The sequence below is a fragment of the Candidatus Colwellia aromaticivorans genome (genome assembly GCF_003333305.1).
GTDB lineage: Bacteria > Pseudomonadota > Gammaproteobacteria > Enterobacterales > Alteromonadaceae > Colwellia > Colwellia aromaticivorans.
On sequence record NZ_QOLD01000070.1, the window covers coordinates 112798 to 137060 of the forward strand.

The 24263-nt window shown below is 38.0% G+C and carries 21 protein-coding genes and 1 tRNA gene; 5 read left to right on the top strand and 17 right to left on the bottom strand.

The window, feature by feature from the left end:
- Positions 1 to 549 precede the first annotated feature (549 nt).
- A complete protein-coding gene (locus DWA31_RS11310) occupies positions 550 to 759 on the top strand; it encodes a cold-shock protein (protein WP_114326688.1) in 210 nt (69 codons plus the stop codon).
- Positions 760 to 1161: 402 nt separating this feature from the next.
- Here DWA31_RS11310 and DWA31_RS11315 read toward each other — a convergent pair whose 3' ends face one another.
- From DWA31_RS11315 to DWA31_RS11370, 12 genes are all read right to left on the bottom strand, one after another.
- Complete coding sequence (locus DWA31_RS11315; protein WP_114326689.1) at positions 1162 to 4320, bottom strand: efflux RND transporter permease subunit; 3159 nt, start codon at positions 4318 to 4320, stop codon at positions 1162 to 1164.
- Between the two features lie 3 nt (positions 4321 to 4323).
- Positions 4324 to 5865 carry an efflux RND transporter periplasmic adaptor subunit gene (locus DWA31_RS11320; protein ID WP_114326690.1) on the bottom strand — a complete coding sequence of 514 codons (1542 nt, stop codon included), beginning with the start codon at positions 5863 to 5865 and terminating at the stop codon, positions 4324 to 4326.
- Entirely contained in the window at positions 5865 to 7250 is a 1386-nt protein-coding gene (locus tag DWA31_RS11325) for a TolC family protein (RefSeq protein ID WP_114326691.1), read from the bottom strand. Before DWA31_RS11325 ends, DWA31_RS11320 begins: the two co-directional genes overlap by 1 nt.
- Before the next feature lie 122 nt (positions 7251 to 7372).
- A complete protein-coding gene (locus DWA31_RS11330) occupies positions 7373 to 7753 on the bottom strand; it encodes a hypothetical protein (RefSeq protein WP_114326692.1) in 381 nt (126 codons plus the stop codon).
- A 271-nt stretch (positions 7754 to 8024) separates the two neighbouring features.
- Entirely contained in the window at positions 8025 to 9134 is a 1110-nt protein-coding gene (gene ribBA / locus DWA31_RS11335) for a bifunctional 3,4-dihydroxy-2-butanone-4-phosphate synthase/GTP cyclohydrolase II (RefSeq protein ID WP_114326693.1), read from the bottom strand.
- A gap of 282 nt (positions 9135 to 9416) precedes the next feature.
- The gene (locus DWA31_RS11340) at positions 9417 to 10121 is read right to left on the bottom strand and encodes a riboflavin synthase (RefSeq protein ID WP_114326694.1); all 705 of its coding nucleotides are present in this window, start codon (positions 10119 to 10121) and stop codon (positions 9417 to 9419) included.
- A gap of 35 nt (positions 10122 to 10156) precedes the next feature.
- Positions 10157 to 11365: a bifunctional diaminohydroxyphosphoribosylaminopyrimidine deaminase/5-amino-6-(5-phosphoribosylamino)uracil reductase RibD gene (gene ribD / locus DWA31_RS11345; protein ID WP_114326695.1), complete on the bottom strand. Its 1209-nt coding sequence runs from the start codon at positions 11363 to 11365 to the stop codon at positions 10157 to 10159.
- A 1-nt stretch (position 11366) separates the two neighbouring features.
- Complete coding sequence (gene nrdR / locus DWA31_RS11350) at positions 11367 to 11879, bottom strand: transcriptional regulator NrdR (protein ID WP_114326696.1); 513 nt, start codon at positions 11877 to 11879, stop codon at positions 11367 to 11369.
- 425 nt (positions 11880 to 12304) lie between these two features.
- Entirely contained in the window at positions 12305 to 13564 is a 1260-nt protein-coding gene (gene glyA / locus DWA31_RS11355; protein WP_114326697.1) for a serine hydroxymethyltransferase, read from the bottom strand.
- Between the two features lie 257 nt (positions 13565 to 13821).
- Positions 13822 to 15000 (bottom strand): ABC transporter permease, encoded by a 1179-nt coding sequence (locus tag DWA31_RS11360; RefSeq protein ID WP_114326698.1) that lies wholly within the window; start codon positions 14998 to 15000, stop codon positions 13822 to 13824.
- Positions 14997 to 15767, bottom strand: coding sequence for an ABC transporter ATP-binding protein (locus tag DWA31_RS11365; RefSeq protein ID WP_114326699.1), 771 nt, complete (start codon positions 15765 to 15767; stop codon positions 14997 to 14999). Before DWA31_RS11365 ends, DWA31_RS11360 begins: the two co-directional genes overlap by 4 nt.
- Positions 15767 to 17248 carry an alpha/beta fold hydrolase gene (locus tag DWA31_RS11370; RefSeq protein WP_245942594.1) on the bottom strand — a complete coding sequence of 494 codons (1482 nt, stop codon included), beginning with the start codon at positions 17246 to 17248 and terminating at the stop codon, positions 15767 to 15769. Before DWA31_RS11370 ends, DWA31_RS11365 begins: the two co-directional genes overlap by 1 nt.
- A 177-nt stretch (positions 17249 to 17425) precedes the next feature.
- On the opposite strand from DWA31_RS11370, the gene DWA31_RS11375 reads away from it, so the two are divergent.
- Together DWA31_RS11375 and trhA are read left to right on the top strand one after the other, a co-directional pair.
- On the top strand, positions 17426 to 17644 hold the full coding sequence (locus DWA31_RS11375; RefSeq protein ID WP_114326701.1) for an EF-hand domain-containing protein: 219 nt from the start codon (positions 17426 to 17428) through the stop codon (positions 17642 to 17644).
- A gap of 202 nt (positions 17645 to 17846) precedes the next feature.
- Positions 17847 to 18503: a PAQR family membrane homeostasis protein TrhA gene (trhA, locus tag DWA31_RS11380; RefSeq protein WP_114326702.1), complete on the top strand. Its 657-nt coding sequence runs from the start codon at positions 17847 to 17849 to the stop codon at positions 18501 to 18503.
- Between the two features lie 64 nt (positions 18504 to 18567).
- Here the strand turns inward: trhA and DWA31_RS11385 are convergent.
- The 3 genes from DWA31_RS11385 to DWA31_RS11395 all read right to left on the bottom strand — a co-directional run bounded on the left by DWA31_RS11385 (position 18568) and on the right by DWA31_RS11395 (position 21296).
- Positions 18568 to 18643 (bottom strand) — tRNA-Phe (locus tag DWA31_RS11385).
- Positions 18644 to 19022: 379 nt separating this feature from the next.
- Entirely contained in the window at positions 19023 to 19346 is a 324-nt protein-coding gene (locus DWA31_RS11390; RefSeq protein ID WP_114326703.1) for a DUF1289 domain-containing protein, read from the bottom strand.
- A 393-nt stretch (positions 19347 to 19739) separates the two neighbouring features.
- Positions 19740 to 21296: a SulP family inorganic anion transporter gene (locus DWA31_RS11395; protein ID WP_114326704.1), complete on the bottom strand. Its 1557-nt coding sequence runs from the start codon at positions 21294 to 21296 to the stop codon at positions 19740 to 19742.
- 378 nt (positions 21297 to 21674) lie between these two features.
- Between DWA31_RS11395 and DWA31_RS11400 the strand changes: the two genes are divergently transcribed.
- Entirely contained in the window at positions 21675 to 22226 is a 552-nt protein-coding gene (locus DWA31_RS11400) for a DUF4136 domain-containing protein (protein WP_114326705.1), read from the top strand.
- A gap of 105 nt (positions 22227 to 22331) precedes the next feature.
- Positions 22332 to 22841, top strand: a complete 510-nt coding sequence (locus tag DWA31_RS11405; RefSeq protein WP_114326706.1) for a methylated-DNA--[protein]-cysteine S-methyltransferase — start codon at positions 22332 to 22334, stop codon at positions 22839 to 22841.
- A gap of 358 nt (positions 22842 to 23199) precedes the next feature.
- Here DWA31_RS11405 and DWA31_RS17535 read toward each other — a convergent pair whose 3' ends face one another.
- Together DWA31_RS17535 and DWA31_RS17540 are read right to left on the bottom strand one after the other, a co-directional pair.
- Positions 23200 to 23793 (bottom strand): S1C family serine protease, encoded by a 594-nt coding sequence (locus DWA31_RS17535; protein ID WP_342766958.1) that lies wholly within the window; start codon positions 23791 to 23793, stop codon positions 23200 to 23202.
- Between the two features lie 14 nt (positions 23794 to 23807).
- Positions 23808 to 23993, bottom strand: a complete 186-nt coding sequence (locus tag DWA31_RS17540) for a hypothetical protein (RefSeq protein ID WP_245942595.1) — start codon at positions 23991 to 23993, stop codon at positions 23808 to 23810.
- Positions 23994 to 24263 lie beyond the last annotated feature (270 nt).

Here is a 24263-nt window from a genome sequence, read left to right on the forward strand (position 1 = left end):
GGAGTTCATTAATAACGTCATCTTCGAAGTCTTTTATCGAAGATCCATTGTCTTTTTGCTTGGATTCTTTTCTATTAGTAAACTTTTCCTGATTGATCTGCATAGGCATGTTAAGTTTTGATAAAAAAAGAAGAATATTACCTTCCTTAAGGCTTTTTTTAATTATTTCCCCCTGTTCAACATTAAAATAACTTTTATTGAAATAAAATTGAACTATTTTAACTTTTCCTAAAGCATATTAAAAACATCTGTGTTATTATGCTGCCGCGTTGAGTTTTTGTGTTGCAGATGAAGGTTGATACTAACTTTTGTTTTAAATTTATCAGATAGCTATATTTGAATATTTTTAACAAACGGATTTAGGCAATGCAGACTAGTTGTTTGTTCCAAATACGCTTTGTTACGAATATGGTTTGTTTCCTTCCTCTTCCTGTACTACTTGGTAGAGGGCATTTACTCGGGTAAAAACGGCGTTAATTCTTATGGATTTATCCTTTTAAGAAAACGCTACATTAATATTATTTTTAGAAAATACGGGAAAATGTAAATATGTCTGATTCAGTTAGCGGTAAAGTAAAATTCTTCAACGAAACTAAAGGTTTCGGTTTTATAGAACAAGAAAATGGTCCTGACGTGTTTGTTCACTTCAGCGCTATCACAGGAGACGGTTTCCGTACTCTTACTGACGGTCAAGCAGTATCGTTCAGTGTTAAACAAGGTCAAAAAGGCCCTGAAGCTGAGAACGTTGTAGCTCTTTAATTAGACCTAACTTTCTACTTTATTATATTCTTATCCTCTTATCCTCTTTTAGAGAAAGAAAAGAAAAGATAATAAAGAAAGCGAAAAAAAGCGAAGTATTAACAATAAGTTAATCTTCGCTTTTTTATTACCTAAAATTCAAGGTTAATAAAAAAGGAACTACTCACCTATCGTCACTCCCGAGATATTTTAATCGGGAGTCTACTGTTTAAAACAGGCAGATTCCGGCTTCAGCTTTGTAGTTCCAGACCAAAGCTGAATCGGGGATCTGGTGTATTAAGCGCAATAGATCTTCGATCAGATACTTCGAAGATACGCTACATGGATGTAGTTTATTAGACAATGCAGGAGCATATTGTCCTGACGTATACAGTTACATCCTGAGTTAACTGCATAGGCAAGTTAATCTATTTCATTGTTAAGCTTGGTTAATCCACTGGTTCGCCACAAATAAAACAGTGTAGGTAAAACTAATAAAGTTAATATTATTGCACTAAGCATGCCGCCAACCATAGGCGCGGCAATTCGGCTCATCACTTCACTGCCAGTACCTGTGCCATATAGAATAGGTAATAAACCAACAACAATAGCAGCAGCAGTCATCATAACAGGCCTAACGCGTTTACCCGCACCATCTATCACAACAGCAAAGATAGATGACTTGTTAATGGGTATACCTTGCGCTTTATGCTCTGATAACATTGATTGATATGCCTGATTTAAGTAAACCAGCATGATCACACCAATCTCAACAGCCACGCCCGCTAGCGCAATAAAACCAACACCAACCGCAACCGAAAAGTTATAACCTTCAAGATACATCAACCAAATACTACCCACCATAGCCAAGGGTAATGTGCCCATAATCATGGCAACTTCAATCATATTTCTAAAATTTAAGTACAGTAATACAATAATGATGGCTAAGGTTAATGGCACAACATACGATAATTTTTCTTTTGCTCGTTGCATATATTCGTACTGCCCTGCCCAGGCAATTGAATAACCTGCAGGTAAAACTAGCTGCTCACGTAATATTTGTTGAGCATTATCAACATAATTGCCAATGTCAGTATCATTAGTAATATCAATAAAAGACCAACCATTTAAACGGGCATTTTCTGATTTTATACCCGGAGGTCCATCTTCAATAAAAATATTGGCTACATCACCTAAAGGAATTCGTTGACCATTGGGCGTGACAATCGGTAATAAAGCAAGCTGCTCAGGCGAATTGCGATAATCTTGCGGATAACGAATACTCACAGGATAACGCTCTAAACCTTCAACGGTTTGGGTAACATTCATGCCGCCAATAGCAGTAGCGACGACTTGTTGAATATCACTAATATTTAAACCAAAACGTGCTGCTTTTGCGCGTTGAATATCAATTTTAATATAACGACCACCGGCAACTCGCTCAGAATACACAGAAGCAGTACCCGGAACATCCACTAAAATAGTTTCAATCTGTTGCCCTATTTGTTGAATTTTGGTTAAAGAGGGTCCTGAAATTTTAATCCCCACAGGGGTTTTAATTCCCGTTGCTAACATATCAATACGGGTTTTAATTGGCATTACCCAAGCATTAGTAACGCCGGGTAGCTTAACTAACGCATCTAGCTCTTGCTTCAAACTTTCAGGCGTTACACCTTCTCGCCATTGATCTTTCGGCTTGAACTGAATAAAGCTTTCAATCATGGTTAATGGCGCAGGATCGGTGGCAGTTTCCGCACGCCCTACTTTACCAAAGACTGTCTCTACTTCTGGCACTGTATAAATTAATTTATCAGTTTGTTGTAACAATTGTCTGGCTTGACCAATAGAAATACCCGGATACGTCGTCGGCATATACATTAAGTCACCTTCATCAAGCGCTGGTATAAACTCACTACCTATTTTATCTAACGGATAAAGGCCAACACCTATCATCATTAATGCGGCAAGCAGCGTACTTTTCGGGTAATGTAATGCTGTTTTTAACGCCGGTAAATAAATAGCACTAAGCAAGCGGTTAATGGGGTTTTTATGTTCAGGTAGAATTTTTCCACGAATAAAATAACCCATTAATACTGGCACTAAGGTAATCGCCAGTGCAGCTGATGCGGCCATCGCATAAGTTTTAGTAAACGCTAGTGGCGAGAACATTCGCCCTTCTTGTGCTTCAAGCGTAAAAACAGGCACAAAACTAACGGTGATAATAAGCAAACTGAAAAATAAAGCCGGCCCTACTTCGGTCGCCGAATCAATGACGACTTGCCATCGCTTTTCATTCGTTAAGGTATTCCCATTTTCTGTTAGTTTTTCTATATGTTTGTGCATATTTTCAATCATCACGATAGCACCATCTATCATGGCGCCAATGGCGATGGCAATACCGCCTAGTGACATGATATTGGCATTCAACCCTTGAATATGCATCACGATAAAGGCCGTTAAAATTCCCACAGGTAAACTGATAATCGCGACTAAAGATGAACGAACATGAAATAAAAATAATACGCAAACTAGCGCAACAACACCAAATTCTTCCAGTAATTTAAAACTGAGATTATCAACTGCTCGCTCTATTAATGCCGATCTATCATAAACAGTGACAATCTCTACTCCTTCAGGTAAACCTTGCTTTAACTGCTCAAGTTTTTCTTTTATTTTAACAATAACTTGCTGAGCATTTTCACCAAAGCGCATCACAACAATGCCACCTACTGTTTCACCCTCACCATTTAACTCAGCAATGCCACGGCGCATTTGTGGGCCAATAACAATATCAGCAACATCTTTTAATAATAATGGTGTACCATTTTTATTAACCCCTAACGGAATATTTTCTAAATCATCGGCATTTTTAATGTAACCCGTAGCGCGTACCATGTATTCTGCTTCGGCCATTTCAACAACAGACGCACCAATTTCTTGATTACCTTGTTTTATTGCTTTTTGAATTAACGATAGCGGAATACCAAAAGCACGTAGCTTGTCGGGATTAACCTGCACTTGATACTGCTTTACCATACCGCCAAGCGCACTAACCTCACTAACGCCAGCAACAGTTTGCAATTCATATTTTAAAAACCAGTCTTGAATACTTCGTAATTGGCTAATATCATGCTTACCACTTCGGTCAACTAAGGCATATAAGTAAACCCAGCCAACGCCTGTAGCGTCAGGGCCTAATTGTGGTTTTGCTGAGCTAGGTAAATTTGGGGCAACTTGACTTAAATACTCTAACACACGCGATCTAGCCCAATAAAGATCAGTATCTTCATCGAAAATCACATACACATAAGAATCACCAAAAAATGAAAAACCACGCACTGTGGTCGCACCTGGTACCGATAGCATAGCAGTGGTTAATGGATAAGTGACTTGATCTTCAACCACCTGTGGCGCTTGCCCTGGATAACTAGTTTTGATAATAACTTGTACATCAGATAAATCAGGCAAAGCATCTATAGGGGTATTTTTAATTGAATATAGCCCTATCCCTACTAGAATAAATGTTGCTAATAAAACAAAAAAACGGTTATGTACTGACCAACGAATAATTGCTGAAATCATGGCTTACTCCTGCAACTTTGGTTCAGGTACAGAAGGTTCAGTTATAACAAGCTCTTTTATATCAAAATGAGTAATAACAAAATCATCACCACGAACTTCAAAAGTAAAATCAATGTCATTACCTTGGATAAAGTTTTCCATAGCTAGTGCATCATCAACTAAAAAATCTACCGTCGCAGCAGGTCGTTGCCATTTATCAATGGCTGCTCGTGAGATATTAACCATACGATGATCCATCATTACTGAGTTAATAGTTCCGCTAGTTGTTGCTGATATAACATCACTTGGTTGAGACATATCCATCGCATCTTCATTCATATCTACAGAAGAATGATTCATACGCATAAAATCAGATGACTTACTCGATTCAGAATCTAATAAAAACTGTGCCGAACTAACCACTTCTTCACCTTCGGATAAACCCGATAATATTTCTACTGAATCACTATCAAAACGGCCAACCGTTACCGCTATCGATTTAAAACTCCCTCCCCCGAGCGCCAAAACCACTCTATTTTGATTGCCTGTACGAATTAATGCTTCTCTGGGAATAAGCAATCCCTGTGCGTTATTACTCGTATGAAAAGCGACTTCCGCAAACATATTCGGTTTAAATTCGCCTGATTTATTATCAATACGTATACGTACTTTTACTGTGCGAGTCTTAACGTCTAAGGTTGGGTAAATAAAGTCGACTTTACCGCCAAACTCTTTACCGGGTAAATAGTCTAAACGCATCGTTACCTTAGTACCAACATGTACTTGCGCTGCTTGACGCTCAAATACTTCAGCCTCAAGCCAAACTTCAGATAAGTCACCAATAGACATTAGCGTAGCGCCGGGTTTAACAAAAAATCCAGTACGGATATTTAAGTTTTCTACCACGCCATTTTGCGGTGCATAAAAGGTGATGTTTTGTTGTACTTTACGTGACTTTTTCAACTGTGCTATCACTCTTCTTGGTAACTGCAATGCGACTAATCGATTTTCTGCCGCTTTAATCAAACGTCCATTTTTCCGCTCTAACGCCAGCAACAACTCTTCTTGTGCATTCACTAACGCGGGCGAATAAATATCATAAAGCGGTTGGTCTTTTGTTACTACTGAGCCAACACTGGTTACATAAAGTTTTTCAACCCAACCATCAACACGTGGATGAATATGTACTAACTTATCCTCATCGTAAGTGACATACCCTACTGTATCTATTTGGTTATGCAGATTTTTATATTGAACACTAACAGTGCGTACGCCTAAATTATTAATAACATCAGGAGAAATACGTATTGTACCTGGACCTTCATCTGCGCCCTCGCCAGAATCAGCATAAACAGGGATCAGATCCATTCCCATTGGAGATAGTCCCGGTGCATCTTTTTTGAAATTTGCATCCATTGGTGCAACCCAATATAAAGGTATTTTTTCGGCTTTGTCTGCTACTTGTTCATTGTTCACTGATTTTTCAACTGTCAATAAATACCCAATACCGCTCACAGCAAGACCAATAATAATACCTATAAAAAGGCTTTTGTTTTTTGAATTCATTATTTCTCTCCAGTTTGCTGATTGACAACAGAACCAACAAATAGGTAGTTAATTTCTAAGATAATTTTTTGTTTTTGTACATTAATCGCTAAAAAATCTATTTCAGCGTTAAGCTCAGCAATACGTGCTCTAACCACTTCAGCAAAGTCACCATCGTCATTGGTATAAGCAGTTAAAGAAGCTTCGGCTTGATCGTGAATTTGCGGTAATAACTTATCCTGATACAAGGTTTCTCGTTCGGTTAAACGTACTAATTGCCCCTTGGCACTAGCAAAAGCTGACATTAACTTTCTGAGCAATAACAATTTTTCTGTTTTAATGGCTTCTGTTTTTGAAATGGCTGACTTAACCTCATTATCTTGACGATTTTCGGTAAATAAAGGTACATCAAATATCACACCCACTGAGAAGAAGTCTGCTCGACTATTGCCCATAGCATCATCACCACGGTAACCATAACTAGCATTAACGCCCCACTGTGGTTGATATTTTTGCTCAGCTAGTTCAATGCCGGTTTTGGTTGCAGCAATTTTTTTATCAATACTTTTAACTGAAGGGTGTAATGATAAAAAAGCGGCTAGTTTTTCTGCCGATAGCCATTGCTCGTTGTAAACACTGGCATGATTAATAAGGTCGATTTGTGGCGGTTGCTTACTAACATTAAACGGTAAAGTGATAGTGGAAATTCTAAAGTCTGCTTGGTTGCTTTGAGGATTCAGCGAAAAAATTGTCAACCATTGACCCAACATACCTTGGTAGCGATCATCTTGTTGCTGTAACTGGTTTAGTTTATCTTCTAACCGAGTCAATTCTAATTGCGCACGCACAATATCTTGTTGTCGCGTTTTACCTAAAGCACTGCCATAGCTGGCCTCTGCTACTTCAGCTAATTGTTCAAACAAACTACGGTTTTTCTCAATTAAGATAATACTTTGTTGAACACGATATAAATCAAGCCATAAACTACCCACGGTAACGGCTACTTTATTTATCCTGTCTTGGCGCTGCAATGGTTGCTGCTGCGACTGTAATTTAAGTTGCTGATTTTTAATATCCAAGCTATCACCACGGGCAAACATTTGCGAAACACCCACTTTAAATTGCGTCATATTTTCTTGAGAGAAATCAAAACCATTTGTGGGTAAATTAGCAAAAGCCACTGAAACTTTAGGATCTGGCAGCGTATTGGCTGCATGACTTAACAGCGCTAACGATTGCTGTCTGTGCCGACTCCCCTCAAGCCAAGGGTCATTTTGTTGCGCCACTTGAATTGCTTTTTTAAAGCTCAAAGGCTGTTGCGCTGCATAGTTATTACTAGCAATAAATGTAGCTAAAAAAGTGGTAAGCACAGCAAGGCTGTTAAATAAGGTAATAGGTTTTTTCATGCTTCTTTCTCTTTACATGTGTAAATACGGAGAATTATTCATTTTATGCAGACTACAACGTAGCCGACACTCTTGTATAAAGGGTTTTATAAAGGAATTTTAGACACAAGTGTGCCTTGAAGTTACGAAATAGGGGGACGGTATAAAGAGGTATTTATTTGTGATTGATGTATTAAAGGTAGCTGAGCTATTTTTTGCTCTGCAATTATTCCAGCGCTAAAACCTGTATCAAAGAGTAAAGAAATACTTATGCAGCCACTCATTGGACATTTGCATTGCTCTTGGCAGCAATCCATCACACCGCTTTCACTACTACCTTCATCTCTACTTTCTGACATCATGCTAGCATGGCTTGCAGTATCTGACATATTGTCATGATCCATCATAGACAGTTCCATCGTCATTTCATGAGTACAATACATAGTTGCACTAGCGAATGCTTGACCTAAAAAAGTCATTAACATCAGTACAATAATAGTTATGTTGGCTTTAGTATTTTTCACCTAATCTCACTCTGTGGAACTTGCGACAGTTTTAAGTTTTACAAAAAATTATATTTTCAAAAAATAGACCAAATAATACTAGTATTAATTTCAAAAGATCTAGTTGTGTAAAGTTTCCTTTAAAATAATATAGCTTATTTTTTCAGCTTTATCCGGAATATTCTATTGAAAAAGTGGAGAGCTAAAACAATACTATATCAGTAAAGCAGCACCATGCATATTGAACTCAAAAACAGTCTAAGAATGGCATGTATCCTTAGACTGAATCATTTTAGTCCGCAATATACTCAACTACTTCTAAACCAAAACCAGACAGTGAATGGTATTTTGTTTGTGAGCTTAATAATCTCATTTTACTAACACCTAAGTTAGACAAAATTTGCGAACCAACACCAACGTTACGTGAGCCAACGTGACGACTGACTTCTTTCACTGTTTCTCCCGCATCAACTTTAGCGTATTTTTTCACGAGGTTAATCAATTCCATTGGAGATTCATGTTTACCTAATAAAACTAACACACCGCCTTCTTTAGCTATTTTTTCTAACGCATTAGCCATTGGCCATTTAGCAACACTTTCACGTTGGCTAAACAACAAGTCTCTAAAGGTATTTTCTAAATGAACACGCACTAGCGTTGGTTCATCTGGCGTTATTTTGCCTTTAGTTAAGGCAAAGTGCGCTTGTCCATCAATGGTGTCTTTAAACACAGTTAAATCAAACTCACCAAACACTGTTGGTAATTTACATTGTGAAACACGTTGAATAGTTGTTTCTGTCGCATTTCTAAACTCGATTAAATCAGCAATAGTGCCCATTTTAATATCATGTTTTTTAGCGATTATCTCTAAATCAGGGCGACGCGCCATCGTGCCATCTTCATTTAAAATTTCAACAATCACAGCCGCAGGTTCTAGACCTGCCATGCGTGCTAAATCAACACCTGCTTCAGTATGGCCAGCACGATTAAGTACGCCACCATCTTTAGCAATTAACGGAAAAATATGCCCAGGTTGCACAATATTTAAATGCGTAGCATCTTTTGCAACAGCAGCAAGCACAGTTGTTGCTCTATCGCCTGCTGAAATCCCTGTAGTTACGCCGGTTGCAGCTTCAATAGACACGGTGAAATTTGTGCTAAACTGCGCATCATTTTTATCAACCATTAAAGGTAATTTTAAGGTTTCACAGCGCTCTTGAGTCATTGGCATACAAATCAAACCACGGCCATGAGTTGCCATGAAGTTAATCGCTTGCGGCGTTACCATTTCAGCCGCCATGATGAAATCACCTTCATTTTCTCGGTCTTCATCATCCATTAAAATAACCATTTTACCTAAAGCAATATCGTCAATTATTTCTTGTGGTGTATGTAAATTCATTAGATTCTCTTTGGTTATTCGTTAGTATTTAAGTCTATTTTTCAATTAATCTGTTCGCCCTGAGCTTGTCGCCCTTCGACTGCTTCGCGCTCAGGATGAACGGCGTGTTTTATCCGTTCGCCCTTTACGCTCCGTTTGTCCTTTACGCTCCGTTTGTCCTGAGCCTGTCGAAGGAAGCTTGTCTCGTTCCTCGCGCTCAGGATAATCGGGCTATAATTTCCCCGTTCGCCCTGAGCCTGTCGAAGGAAGCTTGTCTCGTTCCTCGCGCTCAGGATAATCGGGCTATAATTTCCCCGTTCGCCCTGAGCTTGTCGAAGGGTTAATAAAACCGGCTTTATGCAATAACGATTCCGTTACATTCGACTTAGGCTCATCTACCGCACTTTCTTTCGTGAGTAACCGCTCTAAATATCGAGCGATTAAGTCCACTTCCAAGTTTACTTTAGTGCCTACTTGGTAGTGGGCAAAAATAGTTTCTTTTACTGTATGCGGCACAATAGTTAAACGGAACTTACCGTCACCCGAGTTTTCACTTAGTGCATTAACAGTCAAGCTAGTGCCATCAATAGTAACAGAGCCTTTTTCTGCAATGTAATGCGCAATATCACTAGGCATTGAGAGCCAATATTCTATACTGTTACCGTTGTTAGTAATAGACAGAATTTCAGATACGCCATCAACATGCCCTGAAACCATATGGCCACCAAAACGTGTACTCGCTAACATCGCTTTTTCTAAATTAACTGCCATGCCAGCACCATAATTAGCAAAGCCGGTTCGCTTTAAGGTTTCATTAGAAACATCAGCACTGTAACTATGTTGATCGTAATCAACTACCGTTAAACAAATACCATTGGTAGCAATTGAGTCGCCAAGTTTAACATCACTCATATCAAGGTTATTGGTAGCAATAACTAAGCGTGCTCCTTGAGCATTTATATTGATTGCTTTAATTGTACCAACTGCTTCAATTATTCCGGTAAACATATTACTTCTCTATTAGATTTTTTATTAGTTACTGTTTATTTAGATGTTTTTGTTAGCGTAGCCGTAATACGAATATCACGACCGACTAGCCGAACATCAGTAATGGCTAGCGTCTTAGCTTGCGATAAAGCCGTAATGTTAGGCATCTCAACCAAGTTTTTGCCATCGCCCCCCATCAATTTGGGTGCTTGATAAAGTATAAACTCATCAGCTAAATCTTGCTCAATAAACGCGCCTGCTAAGTGGGCTCCTGATTCAACCAACACCTCGTTTAATCCACGTTTCGCCAACATCATTAATAACTTAGTTAAGTCAATTTTACTCTCACCAATATTATTTTTAATGGTTGGTAATTGTACTTGTTCTACAAAATGAGGCCACTTAGGTGAGTTTTCAAGGGGTGGATCTGTTAAAGTGTTGATAATTAATATTGGCGAGTTCACCTTAAAAAAAGCCAACTCCGGTGTTAATCGATTTTGACTATCAATAACCACACGCACAGGTTGGCGAATATTGTCTTCTTTATAGCTGTGCTGTAGTTCGCCTAATTCAGACCAACGTACTGTCATTTTGGCATTGTCTGTTAAAATAGAATCGGCACCTGAAATTATGGCGCAGCTTTCAGCCCTTAAACTTTGTACGTCTTTTCTAGCTTCTGGTGATGTGATCCATTTACTTTCACCGCTTTTCATTGCCGTTTTGCCATCAAGGCTTGCCGCAAGTTTTATTCGAACATGAGGTAAAGCATGAGTCATTAACTTAATAAAACCCCGATTCAGTGCTTTTGCTTCATTTTCAAGTAAACCAAACTCAGCTTTAATGCCTGCTTGTTCTAGCATAGCTAAACCGCGACCAGAAACTTCTGGATTGGGATCAACCATGGCAGCTACTACACGTTTTACGCCAGCATTTATTAATGCTTGGGCGCAAGGTGGTGTTCGACCAAAATGACTACAAGGCTCTAACGTAACGTACGCTGTTGCGCCATTAATTAAATTTGGATGATTCAGCTTCGCATCCGCTAGCGCATTAACTTCTGCATGCCCTTGCCCTGCTTTTTGATGAAAGCCTGCCCCAATAACTTGCGTTTTACCTGTGGTAATTACGATATTACTTTCGGTGTTGTCTTCGGTGTTAGCAACTAATACACAGCCGACCCTCGGATTGGGTGAAGTAGTGTAATGGCCTTTTTTTGCTAACTTAATCGCTAACGCCATATATTGATGGTCTTGTTGGCTAAACACGTTACTTCCTTTGTCTGGTATTTTTTATCGCTTTTTTATCAGTGTTTTTTCCTCGATTAATACTCTCTTTGCCTAAGCGAGCTATTTCATCGGCAAACTCACTGATATCTTCAAACGATAAATACACTGAAGCGAAACGTAAATAGGCTACTTTATCTAATTCTTTTAATTGTGCCATAGTCAAATTACCTAACATTTCACTGGTAATTTCTCGCTCACCTGTGGCACGTAATTGTGATTTTAACTTATTTATTGATAATTCAACTTGCTCAATGCTCACCGGACGTTTCTCTAATGCACGGCTAAAGCCACTACGCATCTTATCCTCATTGAATGGTTCACGCGTACCGTCACGTTTGATAATACGCGGCATCACCAATTCTGCACTCTCAAAAGTGGTATAGCGCTCATGACAAGCGAGACATTCACGACGACGGCGAATTTGATGGCCATCTGAAACCAAACGTGAATCGATAACTTTGGTATCTGTTGCGCTACAAAAAGGACAATACATTATTTACCTATGGAAATTAAAAGTTTAGTAACAAGCTTCCTTCGACAAGCTTCCTTCGACAAGCTCAGGACCGACGGATTTATTGGCCGATTATCCTGAGCGCGTAGCAGTCGAAGGACAAGCTCAGGACCGACGGATTTATTGGCCGATTATCCTGAGCGCGTAGCAGTCGAAGGACATGCTCAGGACCGACGGATTTATTGGCCGATTATCCTGAGCGCGTAGCAGTCGAAGGACAAGCTTCCTTCGACAAGCTCAGGACCGACGGATAACAATAGCCGTTAATGCTGAGCGCGAGGAACGAGCAGTCGAAGGACATGCTATTAGCAAAAAAACACTTGCAATACAGATCAAAAATGGCCGCTAATTGCGACCATTTTAATATAAATTCACTTACATTGGTGAATTAGTTTGTTATTCAGTCACTATTTTTGATAAACAGGGAAGCGACCACAAAGCTCAGAAACTTGCCCTTGAACACGAGCAATAACATCTTCATTGCTAATGTCATCTAAAATGTCACAAATCCAGCCCGTTAGTGCGTTAGTTTCTTCAACACCAAAACCACGACGTGTGATTGCTGGTGTACCAAGACGTAAACCACTGGTAACAAACGGAGAGCGAGGATCATTCGGCACAGAGTTTTTGTTTACCGTAATGTGTGCTCTACCTAAAGCGGCATCAGCATCTTTACCAGTAATATTTTTATCGATTAAATCAAGTAATAACAAGTGGTTGTCTGTACCATTTGAAACTACTTTATAACCACGTTCTTGTAATACAGTAACCATCGCTTTAGCATTATCTAAAACAGCTTGCTGATATACTTTAAACTCTGGCGCTAGCGCTTCTTTAAATGCTACTGCTTTAGCGGCAATAATATGCATTAATGGGCCACCTTGGCCACCAGGGAATACTGCACTGTTTAGTTTTTTGTATACCGCTTCATCATCACAAGCAGAAACTATTAAACCACCACGAGGACCAGCTAATGTTTTATGTGTAGTTGTTGTTACTACGTGGGCATGTGGAACAGGGTTTGGATAAAGACCCGCAGCAACAAGGCCGGCAACGTGAGCCATATCAACGAAGAAATATGCACCAACGCTATCAGCGATTTTACGCATACGCGCCCAATCAACAATACCAGAAAAAGCAGAAAAACCACCGATGATCATTTCAGGCTTGTGTTCATTCGCTAAACGTTCAACTTCGTCATAATCAATATCGCCTGTCTCTGGATGAAGACCATATTGAAAAGCTTCATATGATTTACCTGAGAAGTTCACATGAGAACCATGCGTTAAGTGACCACCGTGAGCTAAGCTCATACCTAACACTTTTCCGCCAGGTGTAACTAAAGCTTGGAAAACAGCCGAGTTTGCTTGCGAACCAGCGTGTGGTTGCACATTAGCGTATGTTGCACCAAATAATTCTTTCGCGCGATCAATAGCTAGTTGCTCTGCAATATCAACATACTCACAACCACCGTAATAACGTTTGCCTGGGTAACCTTCAGCGTATTTGTTCGTTAGTTGTGAACCTTGTGCTTCAAGTACACGCGGGCTACAGTAGTTTTCAGAAGCAATTAGTTCAATGTGCTCTTCTTGACGTACAACTTCGTTGCTCATTGCTTGATAAAGTTCAGGATCAAAATCGGCAATATTCATATCACGAGTAAACATGTTTTTTCCTCAAATAAACAACCATGTAGGCTGCAAGTTCTGATTGTACCCTTAACTATACAATTAAGAGCACCGTACAATAAATGGTACTAAAATTAATGCCGCATATTCTGCCTGAATTTGCTCAAAATGTATATGTTGTTTTAGTTCATTTTGTCTTGTCTTATGTCCGATTTATAATTTGTTATCTAAAGTACCCAGAAGTCCCCTGTATTCAAAACGTTCAGAAGCTATATGACAATAAACAAAGATAAAAATTAACTTAGTGCCAACACGACTGTTTCAGAGCGTAATTTCTTCGCCATTAATAGCACTAACAAAATGGTAATACTAATAGTAACCAAGCCAGTAAAGCCCATTAATAACCAGGATACGGGTAGCCCTTTAAAGAGATCTTCCATAATTAGTGATTGCCCTGAAATAGGTAACCAGTCTAACCATTTAGGCTTATCATCTACGAACATCATGATTACAGGCACCATAGCCGGCAGCATAATAATCATAGAAACCATTGACTGAGCTTCTTTAAAGTTTTTTGATTGAAAAGCGACAAATAACTGTAATGCTGAAGCAAAAAAGCAAATAGGTAATAGTAATAATATCAGCGCCGAAATAGTAAAAAAATCTAAACTAAAACTGGCACCAATTTTAGTTAAATCAATAAAACTCACTGAAAATGTCGTTAGGCTTAAGGTTAATAATACTCCGATACAGGCAATTAAACTGGCGCAGCAGAGCTTAGCCGAAACTATTTTTACGGTACTAACTGGTTGACATAATAGCATTTCTAAAACATTACGATCACGCTCGCCCGCACTAGCATCGATAGCCACGGGTAAACCTGACATAAATGCCGCCATTAATAAATATAAACCAAGCATCATTGAAATAATCATCGCATTGGAATTTGGCAATGAGGTATCTTGCTCTATAATTTTAACCACTTGCAACAATCGCACATCAATACCACGCACTAATAAGCGTTTATAACCAATACCGCGAGCATAGTTGATAATAGTGCTTTTTATACGTCGAACGGGTGATAAATTTGCTTTTTCGCTATAATCAGCACTGAGATAAATATCAATAGCTTTGCCGTCTAGCATGTCTTGATTAAAGCTTGGTGGAATAGTTAACGTTAGATTTCGTTCATCCCAAATAATTTTTTTATCACTGGGCACATCACTAAATAATAAAATATTTTCATTACTTAATGCGTTAATTAATTTTGGTGCATATTCTACGCCTGATACTTTAAGGTAAATAGCAGGAGTTTCTACCGCTTCTTTGATCATCACTTTAGACATAGCAAAAATCATAACGGGTGCCATCACAGCCATCATCATGGCCATCATCATCGCGCGTTTATCTCTAAATGCCTCTTTCAACTCTTTACTAAGTAACGCTTTAAACTGGCTTATGTTAGAAGTAATCATGCTGCGACTCCTTCATCAGAGCCAATAATCTTAACAAAGGCTTCCTCTAGTTGAGTTTCGCCAGCTAATTCACATAACTCTTTTGGCGTGCCTTGTGCTGCTAACTTTCCGTTAGCAACAATAATCACGCGATCGCAAAGTGCTGCAACCTCTTGCATGACATGCGATGAGAATAAAATACAATGACCTTTCTCTTTAAAGCGTGCAAGATAATTACGCAGTACACGCGTACTCATCACATCAAGGCCGCGAGTTGGCTCATCAAGCACAAAGTTTTTGGGTTGGTGAACTAGTGCTTGCGCTAATGTTACTTTCATTCGTTGACCTTGAGAAAAACCCAATGTTTTTCGATGCGCTAATTCTGTCATCTCTAAATCGTTAATCACAGTTTCTATCGCTTGATGTTTAGCATTACCTTGTAAGCCATGGATACTGGCAAAATAATCAATTTGTTCATAGGCGGTTAAACGCTCATATAGACCAAATTTATCAGGAAATATCCCTAAGCGAGCTCTCGCAGCAAGGGGATTATCAACCACATTAATACCATCAATAGTGGCACTCCCGCCATCAGCTTTAAGCAAGCCATAAAGCGTTCGTAAACACGTGGTTTTTCCTGCACCATTAGGACCTAAAATACCCGTTATTTCACCATCGTTAGCAGTAAAAGATAAACCATCAAGGGCTATTACTGGGTTTTCTTTCTTTTTAAAGAAGCCTTTTTTTGTACCACCAAACGATTTACGTAAATTATTCACTTCAATCATTAGTGAATACCTCCTTGCGCTTCGGTCGGTGGTTCAAAACTCGTTGTACCGCCATTTAGATTGGTCATAAAAGATTCATTAGGAATATCGTCTAAACAGGATTCATCTAGCATTTTTGGTTTCAACAAGGTTAAAAACTCATTAACAAGGTCACTAGCACAAGTACTCATCGCGACAGTATGCGCTGTATTTTTTACTACTATGTGATGATTATTTGGTAAAGACTTAGCACTATATTCACCATTACTTGGCGGAGTGACGGGATCGAGATCACCTGACAAGATAAGCGTTGGAATATCAGCAATTACTGGTTTATAGAATGCATCACTCGGGCGATATTTCGGCCACAAAGGACAAGCCATTTTGAAACCAAAATGACTATCGTCACCGCCAAAATTGTTATCTGCATCTTGTTCAAAGTCAGCGGGTGATATTCTTGGGTAATCTTCATTACACGTAATGTTAAATAATAAGCCAATGTAAATACCTTGCCCGCCTTCTGTTTGTGCTACTAACCCAGCCAAGGGCATATAGTTTCCTAAATAAGCTTGATGGATAACTAAAGGCACCAATGAACGAGTCACCACTGAATATAATTGACTACGAATTGTACCTAATAATTTTGCCTTGCTTATCACAAACTTGGTCTGTGTTCCTAAGCGAGGATGAGCAATATCCACTTGTGCTGGTGCCTGTTCTAAACGAGTAAGTAAAGCTTGAAATTCTTGTTCAAGTTGAGGAAATGCTTGCTGACAACTCGATTCTTTTTGACAGTTTGTTAATAATAAACTAAATGAGCGCGCTGAACTTTGACCGAATAAGCCAATTGGCACTTCTACCGGTCCAACACTGTCTAACACTACGCTACGTAAAGATTGAGGAAACATCCGCATATAAACAAGCCCAGCACGTGTACCATATGAACCACCATAAATATTAATCTGCTTATGGCCTAATACTTCACGCACCGCTTCAAAATCTCTAATGGCATTTTCTGAATTATACTGACTAAGATCTCCCGTTAAATTTTTTAAACAATCTTTGATATCTTGGTCAGAAAAATCTTCTGGCGCTAATGCATAAACATTTTGGTCTACCGCATCTTCGCATTGTAAAGGATGAGACTGTCCTGTTCCGCGCTGATCCACTAAAATCAAATCACGCGTTTTACGTACTTCATAAAACACATTTGTTAAACCTGATGCTAATTCTGCAGCTGCTTGCCCTGGACCACCAGCAAGAAACATTAAGGGGGTTTTATCATCACTATTGTCTATAGCAGGTAATACCACAAAATTTATCGTGATATGTTCACCGTCTGCTTTATTATAGTTTTCAGGTACTTGCAATTCACCGCATTTAACCTGAGACCTAATTCCATCTACATGGCAATTTTCTAAGGTAAATTGCTGATTTTGACTATAAGCCTTAACGCTTACCAGTAAAATAAACAACGAAATAATTATCCCGCTTTTTAACATTATTCCCATCCATTTTGTTTTTTAACAAGTTATTTCCAAAAGCAGTTGTATTCTATTTTATTTTTTAACCCTTTGGAATGTGACTATTTGAAAATATTTATAAATAGTCATTCACAAATGCTCTAATAAAAGATAAAGTTTAGTTATTAACGTCCCCTAAGTACCAAAGGAATCCTCATGGAAATAAATGAGTGGGTAGATGAGTTGTTTGAAGTATTTGACGAAGATAAAGACGGTGTAATAAACCGCTCAGAATTCGTAGAATTAATTGACGTATTACTACAAGATAAAGGTCTTCGCATGTGCGAATCTATATTCAACCGCTTTGATACTAACCATAGTAATTCTATCTCAAAGGATGAATTGAAAGTAATGGTGATAGAATTGGCGTTATAACTTTACCTGTCTATCTCTTCACTTTTGTAGCTCTCTACCTGAGGGCTACTATCTATTTTAAATTCTCAATTTAAATTTTTATATTTGTCCTAGTCAGGTGCCTTCACTTTATTAGCACTCTCTGCTATTGTTCACAATACAGCTTATACCAAATGAAATAATGAATGAGTCAATTGGTATTACACGCGTACACTGAAAAGAAATGACAACCCCAACCTATAGTAAAAATGAAGAAATAGCTAATGCCCTTAGTCATGGGTTAGGTGCTTTACTTAGTATTGCAGCCTTAATTTTATTGCTTACCAATGCTGTCACAAATAGCGCAGTAGGTTACTCAATAAATAATGAAGTAATGCGTATTGTTAGTTTTAGTATTTATGGCTCAAGTTTACTGATACTTTTTCTTAGCTCTACTTTTTATCATACGACGACTAATCCGCAATCAAAAAAAACATTAAAATTACTTGACCACTGTGCCATTTATGTACTCATTGCTGGTACTTATACCCCATTATTATTACTTAGCTTATCAGGTACTTTAGGTTACAGCTTAATGATACTTATCTGGTTAATTGCTATTGCTGGGATATTTTTTAAATTCAAATTTGGTCATAAATATAAAAAAATATCTTTAGCAACCTATATAGGAATGGGCCTGATTGCTTTCACTATTCTAGGAGAATTATATAAAGTACTCCCCGGTAATGCCGTTAGTTTACTAGCAACAGGTGGTACAGTTTATTTAGTCGGTGTATTTTTTTATGTACAAAAAAAGATACCTTTTAACCACGCTATCTGGCACTTATTTGTATTAAGTGGGGCTGGATGTCATTTCTTTATGATTTATTGGTATGTATAAATTTTGGGTGCTGGAAACAAAAAAACCTAACATAACTGTTAGGTTTTTTATGGTGTTAATAAAATGGTGCCCCGACCCGGATTTGAACCAGGGACACGAGGATTTTCAATCCTCTGCTCTACCAACTGAGCTATCGGGGCATTGAATCACATTCTTAAAAAGAACTATGTCTCAAAGCTCGCGTATCATAGCTATAATTTTATAGGCTAGCAACCGTTTTTTTGTACTTTTTGACACCTGGTCGAAAATGGCTAATTATACCAATTGAAGTAATGAATGGATCATTCAGCGAGAATTAAAAGGTGTATAGGCAAGGCATTGATTGAAGAGAATGGTTATTCCCTTGTCAAAATCAATAACGCAGCATATATACCTTTTAAACACGCCCTTGGGAGCTTGTCAGGAAAGTGATAACCTCACAAATTTGTTTGATATAGAATGACTATATACGCACAAATTTTGCTTGTTCTAACTTCCCTGACGCCCTCTGAATTGACTCATTCATTATTTCATTTGGTATTAAAGCTCAAAATCACCAAAATCCAGATCACTATCATGAATTACTCTAGGTTTAATTGGTGGTTCTAATAATGAAGGTTGTTCTGATTCATGTTCAATTTCTAATAAATTTATTTCTTCAACGGCTTTAGGTTTATATTTATTTTGTTGACGTTTTTTTCGTTGAATACAACGTTTAATTACTTTTTGCTTGTTATCATTATCTAGATTAATCCAATCCTGCCTTTCGTCACGCGTACGCATACAGCCAAGACAGTAGCCTTTAGCATTTGACTGGCATATACCCACACAAGGGCTTGGAACATCAAAAAACTCTAACTGCACTTACACTAACCACCGTTAAATAAAAATGCGCTGTAAGCTAAGTATATACCCATTCCACTTGAATATGCATGATTCAGCTGGAATTAGAAACGACTTTGGCAAGGCATTGATTGAAGATAATGGTTGTTCCCTTGTCGAAATCAATAAAGCAGCATAAAGCATTTCTAAACCAGCCCTAGGGGAAGGCCGAGCAAATCATACTCTGCGTTACATTTTTTTTAAGGGCGCTACATGGAAGTAGCTTATTAGAGAATGCAGGAGCATATTCTCCTGAATAACCCTTAATAAAAAAATGTGCCTTGATTATGAGTCGCTCAGACTTCCTGAAACGAGCATCTACAAGTGGAACGGGTATATCTCACCAGCGCACTATTTTGATATCGAGACTATAATTTAAGCTAGTTTATCAGTAGCAATATGATAATCAGGATCTTCAATTACATTGACTTCTACTAAATCACCGGCTTTTTTAAGTAATTTCTTACATTCCATGCTCAAGTGCTTTAAGTGTAAGGTTTTACCTCTAGCTAAATAACGTTCGGCTAATGTATCAATCGCTTCTATAGCAGAGTGATCAGCAACACGTGAACGTTTAAATTCAATAATGATATCATTACCATCGTTTTCAATATCAAATTGTTCTAAAAAGGTAGACACTGAACCAAAGAAAATTGGACCTGTTACTTCATATACAGTAGAGCCATTTTCATCTGTGCTACGACTCACATTTATATGCTTTGCATGCTCCCAAGCAAAAACTAATGCAGAAACAATCACACCAACAATAACCGCAATAGCTAAATCCGTAGCAACCGTAACACCTGAGACTAAAATAATGACGAAGGCATCAGCTTTTGGCACTTTACTCAAGATACGAAAGCTTGACCATTCAAAAGTGCCAATAACCACAATAAACATTACACCAACCAATGCCGCTAGCGGGATCATTTCAATTAAACCTGAAGCAAATAAAATAAAGCCAAGTAATGCTAATGCTGCAGTAATACCTGATGCGCGACCTCGGCCACCAGAATTAACATTTATCATCGATTGACCAATCATGGCACAACCACCCATGCCGCCGAAAAATCCTGTAACCGTATTTGCTGCCCCTTGGGCGATACATTCTTTATTACCTCTGCCTCGTGTACCGGTTAGTTCATCAATTAACGTTAATGTTAATAACGACTCAATTAAACCAATTGCGGCTAATACTAATGCAAAAGGAAGAATGATTTCTAGTGTTTCCAGAGAAAATGGAACATTAGGAATAGAAAATTGCGGTAAGCCACCAGCAATAGACGCTGCAGGATCGTTAGTCATATCACGAAGGAAATCAACAACTGTACGAGTATCAAGCCCTAGGCTTTGCACTAATAGCGTAACAACAACAATAGCAACTAATGATGATGGTACCGCTTTAGTTAATTTTGGTAAATAATGGATAATAGCCATGGTTAATATAATAAGCCCTGCCATTATCATCATAGGTGAGCCTTGTAACCATTCAAGTTCACCAACACTATTAGTCACTTTAAATTGACCTAACTGCGCTAAGAAAATCACAATTGCTAAACCATTTACAAAGCCTAGCATCACAGGATGAGGGACTAAACGAATGAATTTCCCGAGCTTCAATACACCTGCCAGAATTTGCAGTATGCCCGTGAGCACCACGGTAGCAAATAAGTACTCCACACCATGTATGGCAACCAAACTCACCATAACTACTGCCATAGCGCCTGTTGCACCAGAAATCATTCCCGGACGACCACCAAAAATAGCGGTAATTAAACCCACCATAAAAGCAGCATATAAACCGACTAATGGCTCAACACCAGCAACAAAAGCAAAAGCGACCGCTTCAGGCACTAGAGCTAAAGCGACAGTCAAGCCCGACAGCACATCATTTTTCAGGTTTGACACCTTACTTGCGTGTAATTCAAACATTTTTATCTCATTGATTATAGTATTGCGATGTATAGGTAATAAATACATGCGCGAAGTTAGCTGCTAATGGCCAACGTGTGTATAGGCGACTATTAGGAAACATAGGGATTTTGAGGGCGCAAATACTATAGATTTAATCAATAAAAGTCAATGTTTGCAGGTTTTTACAACGAAATAAAATACTACTTTCTGTTTTAAGGTATTAACTGAAGATAGAGGTAAATAAAATACAACAATGTTATGTTTATAAAATGGAATTTACGTTATATGATGACTTTATACTAAGTCTACTAAGTTGTTATTAACCTCTGATATAGCTCTGAGGAGGGAATAAATTTAATATAATTAGTATGACCCTATTCTCACAGAGATGAATTTATGAAAAAATTAATCACACTATGTATTTTATTTTGCCTGTTGAGTGCTTGCAGTAACAAGCCGACAATTCACATTGATTTTAACAAAGATACAAACTTTCAATTATTTAGCAGTTATCAATTTACTCCTCAAGTAAATAATTCACTTGATGCTAACCCTATCATGATAAATCGAATACAAAGCGCTGTAGAAGTTGCTTTAGCCAGTAAAGGCTTAAAAAAGCAAACCTTTGTCGACATGGACAGTGCCGATTTAACCATTGATGTTAATTTCAGCCAAAAAGAAAAAGAAAATAACTCTTCATTTAGTATTGGCTTAGGCACATCAAGAATGGGCAGTAATTCCAGAGGCAGTGTTGGCGTTAGCACTAGCGTACCAATAAATAGCGAAGCCGATATAATGACTAAAATAGTGATTGATATGAGCAATACGAAGCAAGCAATTTGGCACGGTAGCGACAGTTATGAAGCAACTGGCAATCTATCAATGGAAGAAAAAGACAAAGCAGTAACAGCTACAGTTAATCGTTTACTCGCAAGTTTTCCGCCTTAAGCTGCAGTAACAGTAAATGATAAGAAATAAACCTTATATAAATGAAACATGTCAAAACGATGTCATTGTATTCATAAATGTATCAAATGATTTTTGAGAATTATCATGTATTACACCTATTATAAATCTCCTTTTGGTGACATTGCGTTAACCGCTAATGATCAAGGTTTAACGGCATTAACTTTTCTTAATAGTAAAGAGATTGATAGTAAAGAAGTTAAGGGTAATACATCATTACTAATCCCTAAAGACTACCAATATAATCCAGAGAAGTTTACCCAAGTGTGTCAACAATTAACCGAGTACTTTAGCGGTGAGCGGAAAAAGTTTGACCTACCATTAGCAGCAACAGGCACGCCCTTTCAGCAAAAAGTGTGGCACGCTTTATGTGCAATAAAACAGGGAGAAACTAAAACTTATGCTTGGTTAGCAAAACAAATTAACAATGAGAAAGCAGTTAGAGCTGTTGGCAGTGCAAATGGGGCAAACCCTATTGCCTTAATTGTACCTTGCCATCGCATAATAGGAAGTAATGGAAAATTAACGGGTTATTCTGGGGGCTTAGCGTTAAAAGCTAAATTATTAATGCATGAAGGTGCTTTATTTAAACCATAAAAACAGCTTAAAGAAATGGCAAGTAACAAGCTACGGTCACTGAATTGTACTTGCCATTATTTTTCATTATGCTTGATTTGATTCTGTTTATACCCATGTTACTTCAATATGTCGAATTCAGCTGGAATTAGAAATGCCTTTAGGCAAGGCTTTGATTGAAGAGAATGGTTGTTCCATTGTCGAAATCAATAACGTAGCATAAAGCGTTTCTAAACCAGCCTTACAGGGATCCCTGAGCAAATCATGCTCTTCGTTGCATCTCTTTTTAAGGGAACAACCCTTAATAAAAAGATGCGTCTTGATCATGAATCGTTCAGGTGTCCTGAAACGCGCATATTGAAGTATCATGGGTATACATTTAATATTGTGTAGTTTCTACCTGCCAATAAACCGTATTAACTTCACCGCTTCTTAAAAAAGTAAACGATATCTCATCACCTTTTTTAACATTAGCCATACGCTGTTTAATTTTAATAACCGAATCTACATCAGTAATTTTATGGCCATTAATTGCTAATAAAATATCACCGCCAAGTAATATAGATTTGTTACCAATGGTGACATTTTTATTTCCACCTTTAAAACCTAATTTATCAGCTAAAGTACGTGGCACTACATGTTGAATTAACATGCCATGTCCTGCCACATTGTTTAAAGCATACGACTGTTGCTTGTTTAGTAAACAAGGAATAAAACCAGAAAATGTTCCAGGATCACTGTCCATAATCTCATGAATAGTATCAACAGAAACAACAAATCCTAAACCATTACTACCGCCACTTTTTGATAAAACATGGCTAACAATACCAATAATTTCACCTTTATCATTAAACATTGGCCCACCTGAGTTACCAACATTAATCGACGCATCTGTTTGTAATAAACGTGGCGTAATATTCGTTGCTTTATCAACAACATGAGCAGCGGTTAAAATGCGGCCTTGTTTATTGATTAATGCACCCGATCCTAAAGAACCGCAACACTCGCTTTATAAGTCGCTTGTCCCGCTTTTGGATCCGCTAACGCTTTAACATGTAATTCAACAACAGCAGGGTTAACCGACTTATAAAGTTTTTGAATAGTATTGTCTGCACTTGCGCAAGAGGTAATGAAGCTTAAGCTAACAATAACCAATAATCGTAAAATAATCATAAATAGTGAAAATCCATTTGTGTAACATATTTGGCTATTATACAAACGACTGCAAATTACATGATTCAGTTGGAATTAGAAACATTATAGGCAAGGCATTGATTGAAGGGAATGGTTGCTCAGGAGAATATGCTCCTGCATTCTCTAATAAGATAATTGGACTCCCCCACACCTAAGATGTGGGGTAATATATTTGTTACCACACAAAAAATATTATAAAGAGTCCTTGTTATGAAGAATACTATAATTGGCGTAGATTTAGCAAAAGAA

Coding starts and splice junctions, on each gene's coding strand:
- DWA31_RS11375 (WP_114326701.1), top strand. CDS start 17,426: ATGGAAATAAATGAGTGGGTAGATGAGTTGTTTGAAGTATTTGACGAA.
- DWA31_RS11340 (WP_114326694.1), bottom strand. CDS start 10,121: ATGTTTACCGGAATAATTGAAGCAGTTGGTACAATTAAAGCAATCAAT.
- DWA31_RS11315 (WP_114326689.1), bottom strand. CDS start 4,320: ATGATTTCAGCAATTATTCGTTGGTCAGTACATAACCGTTTTTTTGTT.
- DWA31_RS11365 (WP_114326699.1), bottom strand. CDS start 15,767: ATGATTGAAGTGAATAATTTACGTAAATCGTTTGGTGGTACAAAAAAA.
- glyA (WP_114326697.1), bottom strand. CDS start 13,564: ATGTTTACTCGTGATATGAATATTGCCGATTTTGATCCTGAACTTTAT.
- ribBA (WP_114326693.1), bottom strand. CDS start 9,134: ATGAATTTACATACACCACAAGAAATAATTGACGATATTGCTTTAGGT.
- DWA31_RS11405 (WP_114326706.1), top strand. CDS start 22,332: ATGTATTACACCTATTATAAATCTCCTTTTGGTGACATTGCGTTAACC.
- trhA (WP_114326702.1), top strand. CDS start 17,847: ATGACAACCCCAACCTATAGTAAAAATGAAGAAATAGCTAATGCCCTT.
- DWA31_RS11400 (WP_114326705.1), top strand. CDS start 21,675: ATGAAAAAATTAATCACACTATGTATTTTATTTTGCCTGTTGAGTGCT.
- DWA31_RS17540 (WP_245942595.1), bottom strand. CDS start 23,993: ATGATTATTTTACGATTATTGGTTATTGTTAGCTTAAGCTTCATTACC.
- DWA31_RS11370 (WP_245942594.1), bottom strand. CDS start 17,248: ATGTTAAAAAGCGGGATAATTATTTCGTTGTTTATTTTACTGGTAAGC.
- DWA31_RS11360 (WP_114326698.1), bottom strand. CDS start 15,000: ATGATTACTTCTAACATAAGCCAGTTTAAAGCGTTACTTAGTAAAGAG.
- DWA31_RS11325 (WP_114326691.1), bottom strand. CDS start 7,250: ATGAAAAAACCTATTACCTTATTTAACAGCCTTGCTGTGCTTACCACT.
- DWA31_RS11310 (WP_114326688.1), top strand. CDS start 550: ATGTCTGATTCAGTTAGCGGTAAAGTAAAATTCTTCAACGAAACTAAA.
- DWA31_RS11395 (WP_114326704.1), bottom strand. CDS start 21,296: ATGTTTGAATTACACGCAAGTAAGGTGTCAAACCTGAAAAATGATGTG.
- DWA31_RS11320 (WP_114326690.1), bottom strand. CDS start 5,865: ATGAATTCAAAAAACAAAAGCCTTTTTATAGGTATTATTATTGGTCTT.
- nrdR (WP_114326696.1), bottom strand. CDS start 11,879: ATGTATTGTCCTTTTTGTAGCGCAACAGATACCAAAGTTATCGATTCA.